20 protein-coding genes and 4 pseudogenes are annotated in these 20,593 nt (G+C 38.2%); 14 read left to right on the top strand and 10 right to left on the bottom strand.

The features are described 5' to 3' along the window. Window positions 1-30 precede the first annotated feature (30 nt). A complete protein-coding gene (putP, locus tag SAZ04_RS05375; RefSeq protein WP_332692202.1) occupies window positions 31-1,557 on the bottom strand; it encodes a sodium/proline symporter PutP in 1,527 nt (508 codons plus the stop codon). 316 nt (window positions 1,558-1,873) lie between these two features. Continuing rightward, window positions 1,874-3,442 carry a sigma-54 interaction domain-containing protein gene (locus tag SAZ04_RS05370; RefSeq protein WP_332692199.1) on the bottom strand — a complete coding sequence of 523 codons (1,569 nt, stop codon included), beginning with the start codon at window positions 3,440-3,442 and terminating at the stop codon, window positions 1,874-1,876. Between the two features lie 399 nt (window positions 3,443-3,841). Between SAZ04_RS05370 and SAZ04_RS05365 the strand changes: the two genes are divergently transcribed. The 8 genes and pseudogenes from SAZ04_RS05365 to SAZ04_RS05330 all read left to right on the top strand — a co-directional run. Further along, window positions 3,842-4,759, top strand: coding sequence for a proline dehydrogenase (locus SAZ04_RS05365; RefSeq protein WP_332692196.1), 918 nt, complete (start codon window positions 3,842-3,844; stop codon window positions 4,757-4,759). Between the two features lie 59 nt (window positions 4,760-4,818). Then, window positions 4,819-6,111, top strand: a complete 1,293-nt coding sequence (locus tag SAZ04_RS05360; protein WP_332692193.1) for a Glu/Leu/Phe/Val family dehydrogenase — start codon at window positions 4,819-4,821, stop codon at window positions 6,109-6,111. Between the two features lie 13 nt (window positions 6,112-6,124). Beyond that, window positions 6,125-6,376, top strand: coding sequence for a biotin/lipoyl attachment domain-containing protein (locus tag SAZ04_RS05355; protein ID WP_332692190.1), 252 nt, complete (start codon window positions 6,125-6,127; stop codon window positions 6,374-6,376). Window positions 6,377-6,719: 343 nt separating this feature from the next. Further along, a pseudogene (locus tag SAZ04_RS05350) lies at window positions 6,720-6,923 on the top strand (IS3 family transposase); the annotation flags it as partial. 293 nt (window positions 6,924-7,216) lie between these two features. Continuing rightward, a complete protein-coding gene (locus tag SAZ04_RS05345; RefSeq protein ID WP_332692187.1) occupies window positions 7,217-8,482 on the top strand; it encodes an ammonium transporter in 1,266 nt (421 codons plus the stop codon). Window positions 8,483-8,484: 2 nt separating this feature from the next. Continuing rightward, a complete protein-coding gene (locus tag SAZ04_RS05340) occupies window positions 8,485-9,492 on the top strand; it encodes a DUF294 nucleotidyltransferase-like domain-containing protein (RefSeq protein WP_332692184.1) in 1,008 nt (335 codons plus the stop codon). Window position 9,493: 1 nt separating this feature from the next. After that, entirely contained in the window at window positions 9,494-10,237 is a 744-nt protein-coding gene (locus SAZ04_RS05335) for a 3'-5' exonuclease (RefSeq protein WP_332692181.1), read from the top strand. Between the two features lie 27 nt (window positions 10,238-10,264). Then, window positions 10,265-10,507, top strand: a pseudogene (locus tag SAZ04_RS05330) (MerR family transcriptional regulator); the annotation flags it as partial. Between the two features lie 354 nt (window positions 10,508-10,861). Here SAZ04_RS05330 and SAZ04_RS05325 read toward each other — a convergent pair. From SAZ04_RS05325 to SAZ04_RS05315, 3 genes are all read right to left on the bottom strand, one after another. Then, window positions 10,862-12,055, bottom strand: coding sequence for a chromate transporter (locus SAZ04_RS05325; RefSeq protein WP_332692178.1), 1,194 nt, complete (start codon window positions 12,053-12,055; stop codon window positions 10,862-10,864). Between the two features lie 474 nt (window positions 12,056-12,529). Continuing rightward, entirely contained in the window at window positions 12,530-12,655 is a 126-nt protein-coding gene (locus SAZ04_RS05320; RefSeq protein ID WP_332692175.1) for a hypothetical protein, read from the bottom strand. A gap of 129 nt (window positions 12,656-12,784) precedes the next feature. Then, window positions 12,785-13,747: an arsenic resistance protein gene (locus tag SAZ04_RS05315; protein WP_332692171.1), complete on the bottom strand. Its 963-nt coding sequence runs from the start codon at window positions 13,745-13,747 to the stop codon at window positions 12,785-12,787. Window positions 13,748-14,035: 288 nt separating this feature from the next. On the opposite strand from SAZ04_RS05315, the pseudogene SAZ04_RS05310 reads away from it, so the two are divergent. The 5 genes and pseudogenes from SAZ04_RS05310 to SAZ04_RS05290 form a co-directional block, all read left to right on the top strand. Further along, window positions 14,036-14,179, top strand: a pseudogene (locus tag SAZ04_RS05310) (maltose acetyltransferase domain-containing protein); the annotation flags it as partial. Window positions 14,180-14,560: 381 nt separating this feature from the next. Continuing rightward, a complete protein-coding gene (locus tag SAZ04_RS05305) occupies window positions 14,561-14,995 on the top strand; it encodes an SRPBCC family protein (RefSeq protein ID WP_332692165.1) in 435 nt (144 codons plus the stop codon). A 101-nt stretch (window positions 14,996-15,096) separates the two neighbouring features. Then, the gene (locus tag SAZ04_RS05300; protein ID WP_332692162.1) at window positions 15,097-15,813 is read left to right on the top strand and encodes a class I SAM-dependent methyltransferase; all 717 of its coding nucleotides are present in this window, start codon (window positions 15,097-15,099) and stop codon (window positions 15,811-15,813) included. Window positions 15,814-15,924: 111 nt separating this feature from the next. Further along, window positions 15,925-16,455, top strand: a complete 531-nt coding sequence (locus tag SAZ04_RS05295; protein ID WP_332692159.1) for a CBO0543 family protein — start codon at window positions 15,925-15,927, stop codon at window positions 16,453-16,455. 198 nt (window positions 16,456-16,653) lie between these two features. Beyond that, window positions 16,654-16,947, top strand: coding sequence for a DUF5327 family protein (locus SAZ04_RS05290; protein WP_332692156.1), 294 nt, complete (start codon window positions 16,654-16,656; stop codon window positions 16,945-16,947). 34 nt (window positions 16,948-16,981) lie between these two features. Here SAZ04_RS05290 and SAZ04_RS23375 read toward each other — a convergent pair. Beyond that, window positions 16,982-17,086: pseudogene (locus SAZ04_RS23375) on the bottom strand (GNAT family N-acetyltransferase); the annotation flags it as partial. 158 nt (window positions 17,087-17,244) lie between these two features. On the opposite strand from SAZ04_RS23375, the gene SAZ04_RS05285 reads away from it, so the two are divergent. Continuing rightward, window positions 17,245-17,616: a DUF423 domain-containing protein gene (locus tag SAZ04_RS05285; protein ID WP_332692153.1), complete on the top strand. Its 372-nt coding sequence runs from the start codon at window positions 17,245-17,247 to the stop codon at window positions 17,614-17,616. 79 nt (window positions 17,617-17,695) lie between these two features. On the opposite strand, the gene gerQ is transcribed toward SAZ04_RS05285, so the two are convergent. From gerQ to SAZ04_RS05265, 4 genes are all read right to left on the bottom strand, one after another. Next, on the bottom strand, window positions 17,696-18,202 hold the full coding sequence (gene gerQ / locus SAZ04_RS05280) for a spore coat protein GerQ (RefSeq protein WP_332692150.1): 507 nt from the start codon (window positions 18,200-18,202) through the stop codon (window positions 17,696-17,698). 24 nt (window positions 18,203-18,226) lie between these two features. Beyond that, entirely contained in the window at window positions 18,227-18,658 is a 432-nt protein-coding gene (locus tag SAZ04_RS05275) for a cell wall hydrolase (RefSeq protein WP_332692148.1), read from the bottom strand. Between the two features lie 243 nt (window positions 18,659-18,901). Further along, the gene (gene hemQ, locus SAZ04_RS05270; RefSeq protein ID WP_332692145.1) at window positions 18,902-19,651 is read right to left on the bottom strand and encodes a hydrogen peroxide-dependent heme synthase; all 750 of its coding nucleotides are present in this window, start codon (window positions 19,649-19,651) and stop codon (window positions 18,902-18,904) included. 146 nt (window positions 19,652-19,797) lie between these two features. Further along, the gene (locus SAZ04_RS05265) at window positions 19,798-20,538 is read right to left on the bottom strand and encodes an enoyl-CoA hydratase/isomerase family protein (RefSeq protein WP_332692142.1); all 741 of its coding nucleotides are present in this window, start codon (window positions 20,536-20,538) and stop codon (window positions 19,798-19,800) included. Window positions 20,539-20,593 lie beyond the last annotated feature (55 nt).

Genomic DNA, 20,593 nt, shown 5'->3' with positions numbered 1-20,593 from the left:
ATTAGATAGCTAATTTCTCTTTTTATTGTTTTATACAGATTTGTTATGTTCATGTCGTTGCTCACCTGAATGGTTAACCACTAAATTGAATTCTTCCTTAATTTCAAAGGATGGGTCTTTATCAATAAGGCTAACGATGACAATAGCAATCCATGCTAGAATGAATCCAGGAACAAGTTCATATAGGCCTATGCTATTTAATATTTTAATATTTCCCCATAGAATAACGGTTAAAGCACCAGTTAGTATACCAGCTAGAGCTCCATTTTTTGTCATCCGTCTCCAGAAAAGAGAGAGGATAATAACTGGACCAAATGCTGCTCCAAAACCAGCCCAAGCATAAGAGACAAGCTCTAATACATTTCCCCCATTTTTAGCTAATATAACAGCAAGAATCGAAATGAAAATAACAGAACTACGACTGACCCATACAAGCTCTTTTTCACTAGCATTCTTTCTGAAAATCTGCTTGTAAAAATCTTCGGCGACTGCACTTGAAGAAACTAATAATTGTGAATCGATTGTACTCATAATAGCTGCTAAAATGGCGGCCAGTAAGATACCTGCAATCCAAGGATTAAATAAGGTTTGTACAAGTAAGATAAAAACACTTTCAGGATTATCTAATGGCACATCAAATTGTGTGATTGCAACGAGTCCTATCAATCCTGCGCTAATAAGAGAGAGGACAACCCATACGACAGCAATAAGCCTAGCTTTTGGAATTTCGGCAACACTTCTAATACTCATAAATCGAGTAAGAATATGAGGTTGTCCAAAGTATCCAAGTCCCCATGCTAGTAATGAAATGGTTCCAATTATACTAAATGAAGTTACGTTGGTTATCCATTGGCTATCTTCAATTCCAACAGGTTTCATAATATCGAGCAAGTCAACGTTGACTTGTCCGATGCTACTCCATAGTCCTGTTAGTCCGCCAAGTGAAACAATAAATAAAGTAGGCACAAATATTAAAGCACATAACATTAAAATTCCTTGAACAAAATCCGTTAGGCTTACAGCTAGGAACCCGCCAAGAAAGGTATAAGAAACAATGACGATAGCACCTATATATAATGCCAAGTTAAAGTCAATACCAAAAGCTTGCTCAAACAAGACAGCTCCCGCAACCATACCGGCGGATGCGTAGAATAAAAAGAAGACAATAATCGTTACCGCAGAAATAACACGTAACGTCTTAGTCGAATCTTTGAATCTACTTTCAAAATAGTCTGGTATAGTAATTGAATTTACAGCTTCAGTATATTTGCGTAATCGTTTTGCAACGAACTGCCAATTTAAATATGTTCCAACCGCTAATCCAATGGCGATCCACATTCCATTTAAGCCGGATACATAGATAGCGCCTGGAAGACCTAAAAGTAGCCAACCGCTCATGTCCGAGGCCTGTGCACTCATTGCTGCTACCCAACTATTTAAACTTCTTCCTCCTAAGAAATAATCAGAAATCGTATTTGTTCTTCTATAGGTCCATAAACCAATCCCTAACATTCCGATTAAATAAACACTAAATGTAATAATAGTGGCAGTATTCATTCAGTTCTTCACTCCTTTTCAAAAATTAGTGTTAAAACAGATAGACTGATGATTCCTATAAATGGAATAAAAATACAAATCCATGTGGTAAATGAAAGACTATAATCCATCAACATGCACTCCTTTCCTCTTGAAAACGTTTTCTTAATAATGGGGGTTATCTTTTACTTGCAATTTTCATGCCAATCATAATAAGTGTTGTTCTATAATATTAACTGCAAAAAAATAGACAAAAGTGTATTAAATAATGTATAAACTATTTAGAAAATTGACATAAATGAAAAAAGGTGAGAACCAATTGTTCTCACCTAATCTATTACTTTAAATCACGCTTCTTAAGTTTGTTATATAAAGTGGCCCTTGAGATACCCAATAACTTTGCTGCGGCTGCTTTATTTCCAAACGTTTTTTGTAATGCATATTGAATTTCTTCTTCACTTTGACCGTTCAGTTTCTTTGGTTCCTCGAAAAGGATATTTAATGTATGAGGATTATTTTCTTTCACGAAATTTTTAGGTAAATGGTGGGGCTTAATCACTTCGTTATCGCTTGCCAAAATGATAATACGTTCGATAATATTGCGAAGTTGCCGTATATTTCCTTGCCATGGGTGTTGAAGCAAGGTATACATAACTTCTGGATCGATTTCGGGGATCGGCATCGTGTATTTAAGAGAGAATTCCTTTAAAAATAATTGGATTAACTCAGGGATGTCTTCGATACGATCTCGTAACGGGGGAATAGATATTGAAATGACATTTAAACGGTAATATAAATCCTCCCGAAAACTTCCTTCATCGATCATCTTTTCTAGATCTCGATTTGTAGCAGCAATGATCCGTACGTCAGTTGGAATTGCTTTATTTCCACTAACACGATAATAATGCTTTTCTTGTAATACACGTAATAACTTAACTTGTAATTCAAGTGGCATTTCGCCAACTTCATCAAGGAAAATAGTACCTCCTTTTGCAGCATCAAATTTTCCTTTTTTTCCTCCCTTTACCGCTCCGGTAAAGGCTCCTTGTTCATACCCGAAAAGTTCGCTTTCAAATAACGCGGTAGGGATGGCACCACAGTTAATGGCAACAAAGGGGTGGTTAGATCGTTTTCCAGCATTGTGTATGCCTTCAGCAAACAACTCCTTCCCAACGCCACTGTCCCCAGTAATTAATACCGCGGCATCTGTTTTGGCTACTTTATTTGCTAGATTAATAGCCTCTTTTAAAACAGGGCTTCTACCTTTAATTTTGCTAAAAGGAGAATGGTTTTGTTTGCTTTGAGTCGTGCTTTTCAAATCATGTAAGTGGGCGGTTGTTGAAGCCAATTCATCATTTAATTTAACCATCTGAGTAATATCTCTTTCAATTGAAATACCTCCAACGACTTCTGTACCTACATAGACAGGAGATGTGTTAATTAAAACATAAACATTAGGATTAGGCTGGTGGTATTTGTTTGTAACTCCTTGTTTTTCTTTTATTGTTGACATTAAAACAACAGCCTCTTTTTCAAAAAATTTTGTAATAGATTGGCCATACACCTCATTTAATAAAAGCCCATACATTTCCTCAGTGTTATGATTCAAAAATAGGATATTTCCATTACTGTCAACCGTTGTAACAGCATCCTCAACCGAGTTAAGAAGAGCATCATAATAAGCTTTTGTTAGTTTCCATTGTTTGAAAACTTCTCTCATTAATGTTGAATTGGGAATCCATCCACAAACTTCATCATTTTCCGCTTTTAAAGCAATATCTCTACCTTCTTCGATAATGTCAATGTCACATAAAAGTGTTGTATGACTGTATACGTCCATTTTGCTTTTATCAAGATCGCTTTTCCATGGCAGTGCTAATGTTTCAAGAGTCATTTGGTGTTGCAAATTGAAAACCTCCCAACGAAATCAAGATTCTGTAAAATGTTTACATGTCTGTCTATGTTGGAATTCATTATAGACGTAATTGACTAAAAATTAAATATATTTTTCAATTAAATTATTGAATTGTTTCGATTAATAGTTTTAAAAAAAGTATTTGATATGTTCAATATGACTTTGCTCTTTTTTTTAAAAAGGTGGTTGTAATAGTAAACTTTATTGGGTAAAACCAAAGGATGATAGCGTTTACGATATTGTCTAAAGTCGACGTAATATTAAAGTGTATGGGTAACTAGGCATTCATTATATAAACGCTTGAAAAACTTTATAAAATGAATTGGCATGCATTTTGCATATAGAAGAGTAGCGGGAAAAAAATCTAGACTAAATACTGGAGGGATTAAAATGATTTTACATCAACCAATGAAATTCTTCTTTATGTTTCTTTCGCAAAACAAAGCAATGAATGTTGCCGCAAAAAGGTGGGGGTTAAAAGTAGGAGCATCTCAAGTAGTAGCGGGACAAGATATTGAGAGTGCAATTGCTAAAGTGAAAGAGTTAAATAAACAAGGATTAATGTGTACACTTGACCATTTAGGGGAGTTTGTAGACAGTAAGGAAGAAGCAATAGAAGCAACGGAATACTGTATTAAGACATTAAATGCTATGGCATCTTCAGGTGTTGACTGCAATCTATCGCTTAAAATGACACAGCTTGGTTTAGATATTGGAGAAGAGTTTTGTTTGGAAAATATGCGGCGTATTGTTGGTACTGCGAAACAGTCTAACAATTTTGTAAGAATTGATATGGAGGATTACTCACACTGCCAGCAGACATTAGATATTTTGAAAAAGTTAAGAAAAGATTATGACAATGTTGGAACGGTTATTCAAGCTTATCTAATTAGAGCTGAAGAAGATATTAGAAACCTAAAAGGCATTTCTCTAAGACTAGTAAAAGGTGCGTATAAAGAATCGCCTGAAGTAGCCTTTCAAGACAAAGCGAAAATCGATGAAAATTATTTCAACATCATCAAAGACCATTTACTAAGTGGAAGTTATACGGCAATCGCATCGCATGATCATCATATTATTGAAAAAGTGATAACGTTTGTAAAAGAGAACCAAATCCAGAACAGTCAATTTGAATTTCAGATGCTTTACGGATTTCGGACAGATTTACAGTTAGAATTGGTAAAAAAAGGTTACGTGGTGCGTGTTTATGTACCATTTGGACAAGATTGGTTTGGATATTTTATGAGACGTATGGCTGAACGTCCGCAAAATGTGGCATTTGCATTAAGAGGTTTACTTTCAAAATAGACCGCCAGAAATGCTTTTATTTGAGAATAGTTTTCTAGTAATCAATCGAGGTGAATAAAATGAAGCTGGCCATAAAAGAAGACAAGTTAGAGGAAGTAAATCTACAGCATTCTAATAATCTTAATCACTTAGAGTCAACACAAATAATTATTAAAGAAGCTTTGAATACATTGGGGTATACGAGTGAAGTATTTGAACTGCTTAAAGAACCACTTCGGATGCTGAGTGTTCGCATACCTATTCGCATGGATAACGGCAAAATAAAAATATTTACCGGATATCGTTCTCAACATAATGACTCAGTAGGTCCGACTAAAGGAGGAGTTCGCTTTCATCCAGAAGTAACAGAAGAGGAAGTAAAAGCGTTATCTATTTGGATGACTTTAAAATGCGGGATTGCAAATCTTCCATATGGGGGAGGAAAAGGCGGCATTATCTGTGATCCCAGGGTTATGTCCTTTGGTGAACTAGAACGATTAAGTCGAGGGTATGTAAGAGCAATTAGTCAAATTGTTGGTCCGACCAAAGATATTCCTGCTCCCGATGTATTTACTAATTCACAAGTAATGGCTTGGATGATGGATGAGTACAGCCGGATACGCGAATTTGATTCACCAGGGTTTATTACGGGAAAACCTCTCGTTTTAGGTGGATCTCATGGCAGGGAAACAGCCACTGCAAGAGGGGTGGCAATTTGCATAGAAGAAGCAGCAAAGAGTAAAAATTTAGAATTGAAACAAGCGAAGATTGTCATTCAGGGTTTTGGGAATGCAGGGAGTTACTTAGCAAAGTTTCTTATGGAGTCAGGAGCAAAAGTAGTTGGTATCTCTGATGCCTATGGAGCTCTTTATGATGAAGATGGGCTAGATATAAATGATCTATTAGATAAACGAGATTCTTTCGGAACCGTAACGAATTTATTCAAAAATACCATTACCAACCAGGAGTTACTTGAACTTCCATGTGATATCTTAGTACCGGCTGCTATTTCCAATCAAATTACTGCTAAAAATGCCCATCGTATTAAGGCGGAAATTGTTGTTGAGGCTGCTAATGGTCCAACAACAATGGAAGCAACACAAATTCTTAGTCAACGAAATGTGCTACTTATTCCTGATGTGTTAGCAAGTTCAGGTGGAGTCATTGTCTCCTACTTTGAATGGGTACAAAACAATTTAGGGTATTATTGGTCGGAAGAAGAGGTTTCCACGAAATTAAAAACAAAATTAGTAGAAGCTTTTAACAATGTTATTGAAACGGCTGATCTACACAAAGTCGATAATCGGTTAGCCGCCTATATGGTTGGATCTAGAAAAATGGCTGAAGCTTCAAAATTTCGCGGATGGATTTAAGGAGGAGTTATTTGTGAATACTTACTGTGCAGTTGCAAGTGTTTTTGATGGAACGATTGATCAGGTATTCGTAAATGAAGGGGACTATGTATATGAATGGGAGCCTTTATTTCAACTAAAGACGAATGAGGGTGTACTGAAAAAGGTAGAGATGGGGGTAGGTGGGAATATTCTTTCTCTGAATGTGAAACCGGGTGATAGAGTCATACATGATATGACTTTAGCTATACTAAAAGAAGATGATCAGCCTAGTGGTTGTGATTAACATTGGTACCTGTACTTATAATCACTCTAAATTCAAAGCATTGAATGAAATCATTAAGGGTTTAGTATGTACGGTCGACCACTTAGGAGAGTTTGTGTTAAATCGAAGAGGAGGATGTTGAATCTACTATGGTATGTATAGAAACATTAGCGTTATTTCCTTATTGGGAAGGGCATCCCTCCTCTTATAAACCGTGAGGACACTGAAAAAGCCAAAAATGACCTTTAAAAGATTTTTGGGTAAGCGGCAATGGCTCCGCATGTTGCGCGCCTGCTATGAGAAAACCTAAAATGTACCCTGTAGAGTAGACACTTGAAAAAAGACTGCTCTACAGGGTATTTTGGAGATAGATATTGTTGGCAAGCACCGGTTAGAATCTGCAGCGAAGAGATGGCGTGCTGCCTATCGAAAAGATGGTTTTTCTGTTCTGCGAAATATCAGAACTGGAGGTAGATCTCGTGTAAAAGAGCTTTCTTTAGAAGAGAAATATGTACGATTGGAAGCTGAACATAACTTATTAAAAGCAGAGAATGAACTATCAAAAAAGATGACCCCTCGTTCAATATAGAGACCACTTCCTTAAAATAACCTAGGCTTTTTAATATGTCTACACTTTAACCGACTCATAGCAGGCTTTAAAACAAAGCAACGAGCACAGGGCCGTCAAACCACGATACCTATAATAAAAACGATTTCATTAAAAGGGCAGTTCGAAAAATGTGTCAGATTATCTTACAATGGAGTAGATTCAGAATGTTATGTACGTATAATGAGAACTAACAAGAGATGTTAGCTTCTCTAACGCTAACGTGTACACATTTTGAGAGGAGAGGTTGAGAAATGACAGAATTAGCACTTATGGATAATTTATGGGTAATGATTTGTGCAGTATTAGTTTTATTTATGCAAGGTGGATTTATTCTTTTAGAAGCAGGTTCCACAAGAATGAAGAATGCCGGACACATTGCCGGGAAAACAATTTTCACAGTTGGGATCGCGTCACTTGTTTATTGGGCTGTAGGCTGGGGTTTTGCTTACGGTGAAGGGAATGCATTTATTGGAATGTCAGATTTCTTCTTTGGAGATTTCACTACAGTTGATGAAGGTCTTGTCGGTTCAGTAGATTTCTTCTTCCAATTAATGTTCGCAGCAATCGCGTTAACAATTGCTTTTGGTGGATTTGCAGAACGTGCAAAATTATCAGCATATATCGTATTCGCAGTACTATTCTCAGCATTTGTTTATCCAATCGTTGCACACTGGATTTGGGGTGACGGATGGTTAGCTGATTTAGGAAAGCAAGACTTTGCAGGTTCTACAGTAGTTCACTTAACTGGTGCTATGGCAGCTCTTGCAGCTACTATTCTATTAAAACCACGTCTTGGTAAATATAACAAAGATGGTTCATCAAATGATTTAGCTGGTCATAACCAAGTTTATACAGCATTAGGTGTTTTAATTTTATGGGTAGGTTGGTTTGGATTTAACGCAGGTAGTACGTTAGAAGTAGCAGACGGCTTCTTTGGTTATGTTGCATTAAATACACAACTTGCAGCAGCAGCTGGTGCGGTAGCAGCTCTATTTATTGCTTGGGCAATGACAGGAAAGTCAGATGTTCCTTCAATGCTAAACGGTGCGTTAGCTGGTTTAGTCGCAATCACAGCATCTTGTGCATTCGTAGCTCCTTGGGCAGCAGTTGTCATTGGTATTGTCGGTGGTCTTATTGTATTCTTCAGTATGAAATTCTTTGATAAAGCTCGTATTGACGATCCAATCTTTGCTCTATCTGTTCATGGTGTTGCAGGGGTTTGGGGAACAGTTTCAACTGGATTCTTTGCAACTCCTGAGCTTGCAGCAATGAACGGTGGTAGCGCTGGTCTACTCTACGGTGGTGGATTTGGTCAGCTTGGAATACAGGTGTTAAGTGTTGTGGCGTGTGGTGCATTCGCATTTGTCGCATCTTACATCTTATTACTAGTAACAAAAGCTGTTTGTGGCGGCTTACGTGTAACTGAGGAAGAAGAAATTGTTGGTCTTGACCTTAGTGAGCACGGTGGCTACGGTTATCCAGAAAGTATGCCTGGTAACGAAAAGACTGGAGCATAAAGATGACAGGGGCAAAGGTTTATCCTACTTTTGGTGATCATGAATGGGATGCACAATATAAGCACTTGTATGACCAACGTCAACAAACCATTCATAATCAGGAGCATACCTCAGCCTCACTTCAAAATAGTCATGAACAAATTATAAAAAAAGCGGTGTGTCTCGCTCTTGAAAAGACAAAAAGTGAGTGGGGCGAGCCGCCTGCTCACTTTGCTTTCTTTCTAATGGGAAGCGGAGGTAGGTTTGAGCAATCGTTTTGGAGTGATCAAGATCACGGACTTGTGTTTGACAGTAGTATTGAAGAAGACGAAGCGTATTTTCTTCATCTTGGTGGAGATATTGTCTACGCTCTTGAAAAAGTTGGCTATGAGCGTTGTGATGGGAAGGTTATGGCATCAAACCCGAAATGGTGTTGTTCATATGCGAAGTGGGAAGAACAGTTAAAATCATGGTTGCATGAAGATAAGTGGGAAACTCTCAGGTATACCCTGACGTTTGTAGATTCTCGATCCATTATTGGGAAGCATGAAATGGTTGAGCAATTAAAACAAACATTGTTTAAGATGATAAGCAGTCAACCTTACTTGCTAAGGCGGTTAACAGAAAATACAGGAAAAATTAAAAAGGGATTGGGATTGTTTAACCAATTGCTTGTAGAAACAAAAGGAAAGCATAAGGGGAAATTTGACTTTAAACAAATCGTTTTGTTTCCTTATGTTAATGGATTGCGGTTGCTTGCGATTGAACAAGAAATCCTTTCTACATCAACAATTGAACGGTTTCAACAGTTACCTTCAAGGTATGAACAATTCAAGCAATTACAACTATCTTTTGAGCAGTTACTTGAGCATAGGCTGTTGTGGCAGAAGGAAATCGAGCGCTATGAAAAGATTCATCATTTATCGCTTGAACAATTAAGTCCTGATGAACGGAAGCAGTTAAAAAGTTGGGTGAGGGAAGGGCGTCAACTGTACCAAAATATCGAAAGGTTGTTACAAAGGGTGAATTAGCATGATTAATAATATGGTGCAGCTGGTGAAGCAGCTATCAAGCAGATTAAGTCCAAATGTCTATACGTCATTGCAACAGCAGTCTGATGCGGCAAGGTTGTCTCACTTACGCCAAATTCAGCGCGAATTAAAACAGGAAGATGTATTAGATCGCCCTCTATCTGAGCTGCCATTCATTATTTTTGATTTAGAGACGAGTGGTTTTTACCCTGATAAAGGCGACTGTATTCTATCAATTGGTGCTGTGAAAATGAAAGGAAGCGAGATTATAACAGAAGATGTTTTCTATTCAACTGTTAAATGTAGTAAAACTCCATCCGATGAAATTCTAGCACTAACGGGATTAACAGCAGAAGAATTACATGAGGCGCCGGCATTAGTGGATGTCTTGTCTGACTTTTATCAATTTATTGGACATTCGACTTTGGTTGCTCATCATGCATCACATGAAAAAAAGTTTATGTCTCATGCTACATGGCAAACTCTACGTACAACCTTTCAACACCGAATCATTGATACTTCGTTCTTAACAAAAATAGTCGTACCTGAGAATCATTTAGTCACGTTGGATGAGTGTTGTGCTTATTACGACATTCCTGTCCAAATCCGTCATCATGCGTTAGAAGATGCGTTGATAACGGCACAATTATGGCAAAGAAATATTCGACTTGCGAGAGAGAAAGGCTTCGAATCACTGCGAGATGTGTATTCTTACCTTGCTAAAGGTCGAACTGCACAATCTTAGATTGGTAACGAAGGAGGAGGGGAGCGAGTGAAGTCAGGAATTCCTAGAAGGCAAGCATGTTTTCCCATCCGAGTAGTAATGGAGATGACGAACTTGTCTGCCCGACAAATTCGTTATTATGAAGAGCAAGGTCTAATTAAGCCATCGCGTAATGAAGGAAACCAAAGAATGTTTTCATTAGAGGATATTGAACGATTCCTTGAAATTAAAAAGTTAATCAAGCAAGGAGTGAATATTGCTGGAGTGAAAGCGATATTTGCTGCGAAAGAGCTAGAAAAAAAGACCGATTATGATGAGTAGTAAATGGTTCTTCTAGTATGAAACCAATTCAAAAATGAATTGGTTTTTTTTTGCTTGGCTAACAAAATACATTGGATAAAAATGTTAAAATAAAAAGTTAGTTTAAAGTTGCCAGCTCGTTGATGAGAGCGTGAGGCTAACTATCTTGCATGATGCTTCCTAAACATGAATGAGGGGGAATGTCGCGATTGTTGGTTACTCGATGCAGTTGACGATTTTTCGATTATTCGGTTCAGAAATGCTGAACAAAGACAGGTATAACGGTTAGGGAAGAAAAGAAGATGCCGTATCAATTCCATTTCTTCTTTCCTTCACTTCACCCTATTATGAAAGCGACAATAAGAACCCACCGATAGCTCCTGTTACAACAATGACCCAAGGCGGAAGTTTCCAGAAGACGAGCATACTAAATAAAATCGCTGCAAAAGCAAAGTCAATTGTTGATAAAATCGAACTACTCCAAATCGGATGATAAAATGCTGCAATTAAAATACCAACAACTGCCGCATTTACACCCATTAACGCTCCCTTTATTTTCGGATTGCGTCGTAATGAGTTCCAAAAAGGCAAGGTACCTAAAATAAGTAAGAAGGCCGGTAAGAAGATCGAAAAGGTAGCAAGTAAGCCTCCCTGCCAGCCATTAATAACAGCACCAATATAGGCTGCAAAGGTAAATAAAGGACCGGGAACAGCTTGGGCTGCACCGTACCCAGCGAGAAATTCCTCCTCACTTAGCCATCCACTTGGAACAAATTCACGTTCTAGTAAAGGTAATACGACATGACCGCCACCAAAAACAAGCGAACCGGAACGATAAAAACTATCAACCATTGCTATCCAATTCACATTTGTTGCCTCTCTAAGGAGTGGCAGAGCAACAAGCAAGCCAAAAAAGAGTGATAAAGAGACAACAGCAGCACGATGGGAGATCGGGAAGCGAACCTGATCGGATTGTTCCTCAATGGTATGGTGTCTATAAAGGTAAAACCCTACAAATCCAGCCAACAGAATAATCCCAACTTGTGTAAAAGCCGTTTGCCATAATAAGGTTACAACCACAGCAAATAAGGCAATCGTTTTCCTTTTCACATCAGGTGTTAAATTTTTTGCCATCCCTAAAATCGCATGAGCGACGACGACAACGGCAACAATTTTTAACCCGTGTAGCCAACCGGCATCTGTAAAACCAAAGCTTTGCAAGAGCAACGCAAAAACAATAAGAGCAATGACCGATGGAAGGGTAAAGCCAAGAAACGATACAATTCCACCGATAATACCAGCCCTCATCACCCCAATTCCAATGCCAACTTGGCTACTAGCAGGGCCAGGTAGAAACTGACATAAGGCAACTAAATCTGCATAACTTCGTTCATCCATCCATTTTCTTCGGCGAACGTATTCATCATGAAAGTAACCTAAATGAGCAATAGGTCCACCAAATGAAGTGAAGCCAAGTCTAGTTGAAACAAGGAAAATTTCCAGCAATGATTTCAATATGTTCTTTTTTGGATCTGACATTAGTAGCACCTTCTCTCCTCATTCTGTTATTTCTCTAAAAGGCTTACGTAACACTCTATCCTCTAAGAAATCGCTCCTTTCATTATTGAAAGGATAACAAATTACTTTCATTCAAACAATGAATCAAAGAAAATGTAATGAAAGCTTTAAAAAAGCAAAGGGTCTTGCATTTACAGTGTTATGTTCAGAATGAAGGTTCCAAGCTTACGGAGTAGTTGTAACGGTAACGGGTCCAGTCAAACAATTATTACGGTTACAGAACTTGAAGGAGTTCATACCTTTCATCTAGGAGAAAACATGAGTTGGAATTGGGATGATAATGATGAAACGATGTAGAAGAAACCTCTTAGCAATGAGTGCAACCTATAAAGCCTGCTATGAGTGGTTTCTCATAGCAGGCGTGCAACATGTGGAGCCATTGTGGCTTCCTCAAAAGGGTCAGACCCTTTGAGTTTAAATCACCCTCTTACAACACTATTCTTTTCGATCTTCTAACTCTCTGCTCACTTTTGAGATCGTAATTCTTTCTTCACCTGTGCTTGGTTGTACAGCGTCTTTTGATTTAATCATGTTACGCTTTGATTTTGAACGTTTACTCATGTCGTTGTCTGCCTCCTTGTTGACTAAATAATTACAAACATATTTTCTGCTTATAGAGGTGCAATTATGTAAAGAAAAGAAGGTGAAATCTGATTCGTTACATCAAATTCTTCACGAAGAAAAAGTGCCTCATCTTTTGGGTAAGGCACCCATTTTTCGCTTGCTTAATAACACTTGAGTGATAACGGCTAATATCGAAAGTTCTAACAACGGACCTATCACTAATGTTAGCGCGATTAAAGGTTGTTCAGGGAAGGCAGTCATAGCAATTGCTAATGCGATAGGTGAATTTCTAGCTAAGGTCGTTAAACTTAAACTTGTTTGCTCTGAATAAGAGAACTTCATCAACTGTCCAACCTTTTGACCGATGATAAAATTAAGAACAAAGAACAGAAGAATGGGAACCGTTATGTTCCACATTAACGCCAAATTCTCAAGTAATAAATGTCCTTGTGATGCAAACATAGCAACGATTGCTAGGCTTAAGAAAACAATTGGCCACATACCTAGGTTTAATAAGATCTTTTCTTTCATCTGTTTTTTGTTTTTTAATAAAATGTTTGTTAGAAAAGTTAAAATAAGTGGGATGAATAAAACAACCACTACACTTTTTAGCAGAAATGAAAGTTCGACAACCCCTGTTGTCCCACCAAAAATAAGTAGATACATAGGTAACAAAATGACCTGTAATAGTAAATTTAAAGGCAGAATTGCGGTAGATAGTGCAACATTCCCTTTCGCGATCCCTGTAAAGATTAAGTACCAATCCGTACAAGGTGTAACCATCAACATAATAAATCCAATATACAAGGCAGGATTGTCAGCTAAAAAAAGCAAAGCGAGAAGCCATGCAAAAAGAGGCGTCCAGACAAAATTGAGGACAATGGTTGTGTAGGTAAACTTTATATTTTTGAAAGCCGTGCTAATTTGTTGAATAGGGATTTGCAAGAATGTAAGATACAGCATAGCTACTAACAACGGCACAATAAAATTCTCCGCACTTGTTCGGATGCCTTCCATGTGTCCAATGCTTATTCCAATTATAATCGCTAAAAAAATGATTAACGTATAGAACTTTTCGAGTAAACTCATTTCAACGCACCTAACGAATAAATTATGTTATTAACTTGTCATTTTATCATAGCTTGCTGTTAATTTCGATTTGTATGATTGCGGGCTCCTTAGGCTAAAACAAAAATTAACGAATGTAGAAGTTAATGAGGCGAAGGAGTCGATGTACATTCAAAGTAAAAAGAAGTACCGCGATAATTTTAAAAGATACGTATTAAGTTCTCATTAAAAAGGAATAGTTCCTGCTCGAAAGCCTCATTATAATAAAATTTCAGTTAACAAACAATATGATTGTGAAGGAGGTTCGTTATGAAAACAGAAAAAGCAAAAATGTTGGATGGTGAGCTGTACTATGCAGCTGATCCTGAATTAGTAAAGGAACGAGTAAATGCGCGGAGGTTAACGAGATTGTTTAATGAAGTAGAACGAGAAGCATATGCCAAGAGCTTATTTGTTGAAACAAAAGTGTAATAAGAATAGCTGAAGTAAGAAATTAGATTAATTTTTCGTAACGAAAGGATTTGATTTAGATCATAAAGAATAGAAAGTATATAGATTGCTATCTTTCTTATTCTTGCAAAATCTCTTGAAAAATATTAAGGGAGGACGGTATTTTTTGCTATTATCCTCTTCTAAACAACAATGCCCCTTATGAAATAATGGTAAGGCCTAAAGAGAAAGAAAAAACAAGTGAAAATAGAGACGGAAGTCGAAGTGTCTCAAGTGGAGAATCGTGTGGAAGGCAGGTATTACTTTGAAGTGAATATCATCCTTGAATCAGAGGGTAAGAAAAGAGAATTGTAATTTATAGCAACATAAAAGGAGCTAGATAAAATGGCCGAGCAATTAATTGTAAGAGATGAGATTCTAATTGGAGCAATACCTGCAAGAGTGTGGGATATTCTAACGAAACCTAAATATGTCGCACAGTGGGATGAACTTCCGGAAGATTATCCTGAAGAAGATATGACTGAAGGTAGCAAAGTCGTATGGGATCTGCCGAACGAAGGGCAATCGATTACAACGATCATCAAAGCAGTAGAACACAAAGAGCTGAAAATTGCACTATTCGTATCGAATTGGGAAATCAAGCCAACAGAAGGAGATGTTGCGTACGTGTATCACCTAGAAGAACAAGACGGAAAAACGCTACTGAAGATGGATATCGGTGATTTTTCCCTAATAAAAAACGGCAAGATGTATTATAACGCATCAGTGGAATTTACGAAGAGTGCAAAAAGGGTTATAAAAGAATTAGCAGAGAGCTGATTTTTGTTTACGTGAAATCAACTGAATTATTGAAGAAGTTTTAGGAGGATCGTAGCAAAACATATAGAAGTTGTAGTGAGGCAGACGCTGTGAGGTGACATATGAAAGTACGAGTGAAAGATACGTTTAATTTACTTGCACACATCTATGAGCATAAAGTAGACACAACAAGTCTATACAACAATGAATATGAAAGACCTTCGATGTTAAAGCAGCTTCCAGATGATTTAACAGATAAGAAAGTGCTTGATGCTGGTTGTGCCGCTGGTTGGTATACTGACCAATTAGTAAAACGAGGAGCAAATGTTGTCGCAACGGACATTAGTCCAGAGATGGTTGCGGCGACAAAGAGGCGTGTCGGACTGAAGGCTGAAGTAGTCTGTTTAGATTTAGAAACGGTTATGCCTTTTGAAGACAATACCTTCGATATCATTGTGAGTTCACTAACTCTTCATTATGTTAAGGAATGGAGTCAGACATTCCGTGAGTTCCGGAGGATCCTTAAGCGAAAAGGTGTTTTGCTATTTTCAGTTCACCACCCTTTTATGGATATAAAAATGTCTCAGAATAAAGATTATTTTTCTACAGAACTGATTATTGATACGTGGAAGAAAGAAGGAAGGGAAATAGAAGTTCCTTTCTATAGGAGGCCGATTCATTCGATTTTGAACGAAACGATGCGTCATTTTACAATTGAAAACGTCATTGAACCTCAACCGACGACCAACTTCAAATTACAAGCTCGAGAAAATTACGAAAAATTAATGAAGAACCCGCATTTTTTAATTATTAGAGCGATAAATAAAGGCGGTAATTAGTAAAATTTTGATAATATCCTTTGTAAAGAAGCACACTATTTCTATTCATACTGTGCCTCTTTGTTTGATGATGAATAAACTGATCAAATAAATTATAAAGGATGAAAGCTGATGCATGTGCTTACTGCAATTATTAGTATTCTTGCTGTTATTGGTTGGGGGGACTGGAGAAATTGGCAGAAATATCATACGACGTTATTATTCTTTGCTCTTGGTAACTTAGTTTATAACTTCTTAACAGCCAATTACTTCTTATGGCGGATGCATTCAGATTTTATAACAAATCACACTCTTACTGAGATGCTCTATACATTTATTATTTTTCCTGCAACAGGAATTCTATTCTTAGGGAATGCCCCAGAAGGATTTACTAAACAGACTTTACATATGTTAAGATGGATAGCGATTTATGCCGTTTGGGAATACATCTATACGTTAACAGGCCATATTGAGTATCAATATGGCTGGACATTAGGATGGTCGATTGTTGCTCTTTTTTTCATGTTTCCTCTATTAAAGCTGCACGTGAAGCATCCATTGTTAACGTACGTATTCTTTGCTCTCGTATCGGTAGGGTTTCTTTGGTGGTTTGATGTGCCCGTTCATTTGCCGGTTGAAGAAAGGGCAAATTATGGACAATGATTAATAGGAGACTTAGGCTTTGAGAAAGAAGGCATCAAAGGAGCGGAATGAGTCCGAAATCTGCCAAGGAAGAAAGAACATGGTCATCAAACGAGCGATTAAGCTCTTAAGGTAGTTATTCTAAGGCTTTTCTTTGTTGGTGTGTGTCACTCTCTATGCTAAGATGGAGGTAGTTAGTGAAAGTGAGGAGAGTTTTATATGAACATACCAGCAAAGCAAATTTGCGACCATATAGACACACAAGTAATCAAATTACGAAAAGCAGTAGCAGATGGTGACCGGACTTCTATAAGAGAAGCGAGTGCAGTAATTGAAGCATATTGTCAATTGCTAAAGGGATCAGGATCCCCCGTCGTAACGCAAAATCCAAACATTGAAGTGGTACCAGAAAAGGAGTATTCGGCGCCTCAACAACCAATGACCTTCTCAAGGCCGCTCACCACTCAGTCTGAGAATGGCGAAGGTGAGAAGGGCAACTTGCTTGATTTTTAAAATGGCTTACTAAAGGGTTAGACCTTAGGTTTTGTTATGCTTGGTTATTTCTCCACTCAACGAGTACGGCGTAGTTTAGGGATTCATCGTCCTCTAAATAGTTTGGCAATACTTGTAGAGGATTCAGACCTTGTTTAACATAAACGAACGTAGCCGTTGCCTTGTTTTAAAGCCCGCTATGAGTGGGTTTCTCATAGCAGGCGCGCAACGTGCGGAGCCATTGCCGCTTCCTCGATGGACTTTTTCAGTGGCTTCAATCAAATTGAATTTTTCTTCTATGTATAAGGAGTGTTTACGTTGGCAAAGTTATTTTTATTAATAGGTAGCATCGTCATGGCGCTATCTGTTGTCATTGGTGCATTTGGCGCACACGGGCTTGAGCCTAGGTTAACAGAACGGATGATGAAAAACTATCAAACCGGTGTGCAGTATCATATGATTCATGGGTTAGCGATTTTAGCTGTTGGAATCATTGCTTTAAAGTTTCCATTGCCAGGGTTAAACGGGGCAGGGTGGAGTTTCCTAATCGGAATCGTTCTCTTTTCAGGTAGCTTATATGCAATGGCGTTAACGGGTGTAACGAAGCTTGGTGCGGTGACACCAATTGGTGGGCTGGCCTTTATTATTGGATGGATTTTGCTAGGAGTTGCTGTAGTAAGAGGGTTGTAAATAGATAAAAAGGTCAGGCCCCGATGTTGCACTAGGGGTCTGACCCTTAATTGTATTATGGACTTATTATCAAGAATCATTAGGGTCGTGGCGAATATTGTGCCAATGGACTTATTCCATCAAATGGATATGCATATTCTAGTTCCTCATCAAACGTAGCATAATCAAAATTGACCATGAGAAGTAAGAAATATTGACCTGTTTCTGGATCGCTTAAAATAATATGGTCGCGACCTGCTTCTTCGACCCGGCCTCGGTAAATTCGCGCGTTCCATTCTGGGTTGTTCTCATACGTAAAGTAAAAGGTTCCAATTTTTCCGCGGTTTAAGCGGAGGATATTTTCGATATAGGACTGTTCTATCGGCAGCATTCCGGGTTGTTGACCAGGTGTTCCTGGAAATGGCTGTTGCTGTTGCTGTTGTTGCGTAAAACCAGGTGGTTGAAATTGATACGTTTGTGATGACATATAAGGAAGCTGCCCAGTTGGCTGAGCGGTTGGTTGCTGCTGTGGATAGCCGTGCTGTTGTCCATAGCCATCATAACCATTTGTTGCTTGAGTCTGTGGATACCATGGTTGCTGATACACAATTGATCGCCCCTTTATGCTAAATTAATAGGTGCTGTAAACTTCAGCGCACTCTGATTCGGTTGGAGAGTAAAAGCAATGAGCCTTATAACGACCTGTGTTCCACTGGCCCCACCATTGTGCGGGGCAGGTTCCTTCTGGACGGAAAAACCATAAAGAATTTTCTGCTGGATGAAAGCGTTCACCATTGACTAATCTTTGGGCTAGCCGTCTATCTTTTTCTCTAGCGCGTTGGTAGAAATATCCTTTTTGAACAGCTTCAAATCCTCCAGGAGATTGAAATGCCATATGAGGAATGGTATTGACGTTGGCGAAATCTGAACAACGGACTCGAGTACGGTTCACCATTACATTTCCTGCTGTTAACATCCCGAGCTCTCCATCGCCTTCCGCTTCCGCTCGCATCAATCGAGCCAAAATATCAATGTCACTTGAATTTGCTTTTATAACAGCCATCCGTTCACCTCCTATCAAAGTTGACTTTCTAAAGATGCAAAAGAAATGAAACGTAAGAACTGCATCCAAATAAGAAATGGATGATTTGCCGTAGGCGGTGCAGTTAGTTCACTATATGATTTTGCATAGGGGCGTATGCATATGTTTTTAAACGAACCAGTCTCATGGCCACCAAACCAGTTATCACTAACTATAAAAAAAACCACACCATCACGTAATCGTGAAAATGTGGTTATGTCATAGTTATACGTAAAAGAACCTCGAAAGGTGACTAGGGTTAAGAATATTTCCAACATAAAATGAACCAAACTCCCCGTAACGAGCTGATACTTCATCAAAGCGCATTTCATAGACAAGCTTTTTAAATTGGAGGACATCATCTGCAAATAATGTCACGCCCCATTCCCAATCGTCAAAACCAACAGAACCTGTAATGACTTGTTTCACTTTGCCTGCATAGCTTCTACCAATTAAGCCATGACTGCGCATTAATGAACGACGATCTTCCATCGGCAGCATGTACCAGTTATCTTCGCCCGTGCGACGCTTGTCCATTGGATAAAAGCACACATGATTTGCTTTAGGTAATGTCGGATAAAGGCGCGAGCGTACATGTGGATTTTGGTAAGGATCTTCATCACTCTCACCAGCCATATAGTTACTAAGCTCAACAACCGATACGTACGAATATGTAGGAATCGTAAATTCAGCAAGACGTGATTTATTAAAAGCATTTTCAATTACGTTTAATTCTTCCAGCGTTGGTCGAAGGATCATGAGCATGAAATCTGCTTTTTGCCCAACGATTGAGTAAATAGCGTGACTTCCTAATTCGTTAGCTTCTGTTTGCTCCCATTTATCAATCATGGAATGAAACTCGGCTAAAATTTGTTCTTGCTCTTCTGTTGAAAGCATTTTCCAAGCAGGCCAATTCATTGTACGAAAATCATGTAAACAATACCAACCATCTAACGTTACTGCAGCTTCACTCATTCAAAACAACTCCTTTGTGTTTATAGATGTGATGTGAAAAATCGCTTTTACCACCGCGAAGCAATCAACGATACTATACCATATTTGGTTGCACACCTAAAACTTTGAAGCAAGGAGTGGTCTATCCGTTTTTGTACGTTTTATAACTATTTACGTAAAAATTGCTCAATCGCCCTTTTATGTTCATTTGTCTCACTAGCTTGACGTTGTGCGAATACTTCCATTTCTAATACTTGCTCTAAGCTGTGCTCAAAGCTTGCTTGAAACGTTTGCTTCATGAGACCAAAAGCTTTAGGAGGCATTTTTACCAACTTTTTAACAAGTTGTTCAGGTTGTCCAATTTCGTTAATAAGGTTAATTCGAAAAGCCTCTTTTGCAGTAATCATATCTCCTAATGACAGCTCCATTGCTTTGCCGAGTCCGACAAGTCTTGGAAGGAAATAAGAGGCGCCTGCATCTGGAACAAGTCCGATTTTTAAAAAGCCTAATCCTAAATGAGCCTGTTCATGTGCAACGCGATAATCACATGCAAGCGCAATACTAAGACCAGCCCCTACGGCAATGCCATTAATATTAGCAACAATCGGTTTGTTAATGGAAACAATTTGCCGGATTAACCGGTTATACGTTTCCTCTAAAGCATCTCCATAGTCAAATGTCTTCATTTGTTCTAACGAAATGCTTTTTAAATCAGCTCCAGCACAAAAAGCATTGTCTGTACCTTGTAAAATAATGACGCTGACTGTGTCATCAGTTTTTGCTTTTTCAAATGCTTCATATAAAGCGATGTGCATGTCTTTGTTCAATGCATTTTTTACTTGTGGACGATTGAGTGTGATTGTTGCCGTATTATTTTCTGCAGAATATAAAATGGGTAAGTTGGTCATCTACATAAACCTCCTAAATAATGAATGATCATTCATTGCGTGTTGCGTAATAATT

This window comes from Halalkalibacter lacteus, assembly GCF_036663595.1.
Taxonomy (GTDB): Bacteria; Bacillota; Bacilli; order Bacillales; family Bacillaceae_D; genus Halalkalibacter; species Halalkalibacter lacteus.
The sequence above is the reverse complement of the archived record's forward strand: the minus strand, read 5'-3'. Positions and strand labels throughout refer to the sequence as shown.

Excerpts from the sequence above, each read along its gene's own strand:
- SAZ04_RS05315 (WP_332692171.1), bottom strand. The coding sequence starts at position 13,747 with ATGAGTTTACTCGAAAAGTTCTATACGTTAATCATTTTTTTAGCGATT.
- putP (WP_332692202.1), bottom strand. The coding sequence starts at position 1,557 with ATGAATACTGCCACTATTATTACATTTAGTGTTTATTTAATCGGAATG.
- SAZ04_RS05275 (WP_332692148.1), bottom strand. The coding sequence starts at position 18,658 with ATGGCTGTTATAAAAGCAAATTCAAGTGACATTGATATTTTGGCTCGA.
- SAZ04_RS05345 (WP_332692187.1), top strand. The coding sequence starts at position 7,217 with ATGACAGAATTAGCACTTATGGATAATTTATGGGTAATGATTTGTGCA.
- SAZ04_RS05325 (WP_332692178.1), bottom strand. The coding sequence starts at position 12,055 with ATGTCAGATCCAAAAAAGAACATATTGAAATCATTGCTGGAAATTTTC.
- SAZ04_RS05320 (WP_332692175.1), bottom strand. The coding sequence starts at position 12,655 with ATGAGTAAACGTTCAAAATCAAAGCGTAACATGATTAAATCAAAAGAC.
- hemQ (WP_332692145.1), bottom strand. The coding sequence starts at position 19,651 with ATGAGTGAAGCTGCAGTAACGTTAGATGGTTGGTATTGTTTACATGAT.
- SAZ04_RS05290 (WP_332692156.1), top strand. The coding sequence starts at position 16,654 with ATGAACATACCAGCAAAGCAAATTTGCGACCATATAGACACACAAGTA.
- SAZ04_RS05360 (WP_332692193.1), top strand. The coding sequence starts at position 4,819 with ATGAAGCTGGCCATAAAAGAAGACAAGTTAGAGGAAGTAAATCTACAG.
- SAZ04_RS05265 (WP_332692142.1), bottom strand. The coding sequence starts at position 20,538 with ATGACCAACTTACCCATTTTATATTCTGCAGAAAATAATACGGCAACA.
- SAZ04_RS05335 (WP_332692181.1), top strand. The coding sequence starts at position 9,494 with ATGATTAATAATATGGTGCAGCTGGTGAAGCAGCTATCAAGCAGATTA.
- SAZ04_RS05295 (WP_332692159.1), top strand. The coding sequence starts at position 15,925 with ATGCATGTGCTTACTGCAATTATTAGTATTCTTGCTGTTATTGGTTGG.
- SAZ04_RS05300 (WP_332692162.1), top strand. The coding sequence starts at position 15,097 with ATGAAAGTACGAGTGAAAGATACGTTTAATTTACTTGCACACATCTAT.
- SAZ04_RS05365 (WP_332692196.1), top strand. The coding sequence starts at position 3,842 with ATGATTTTACATCAACCAATGAAATTCTTCTTTATGTTTCTTTCGCAA.
- SAZ04_RS05305 (WP_332692165.1), top strand. The coding sequence starts at position 14,561 with ATGGCCGAGCAATTAATTGTAAGAGATGAGATTCTAATTGGAGCAATA.
- SAZ04_RS05340 (WP_332692184.1), top strand. The coding sequence starts at position 8,485 with ATGACAGGGGCAAAGGTTTATCCTACTTTTGGTGATCATGAATGGGAT.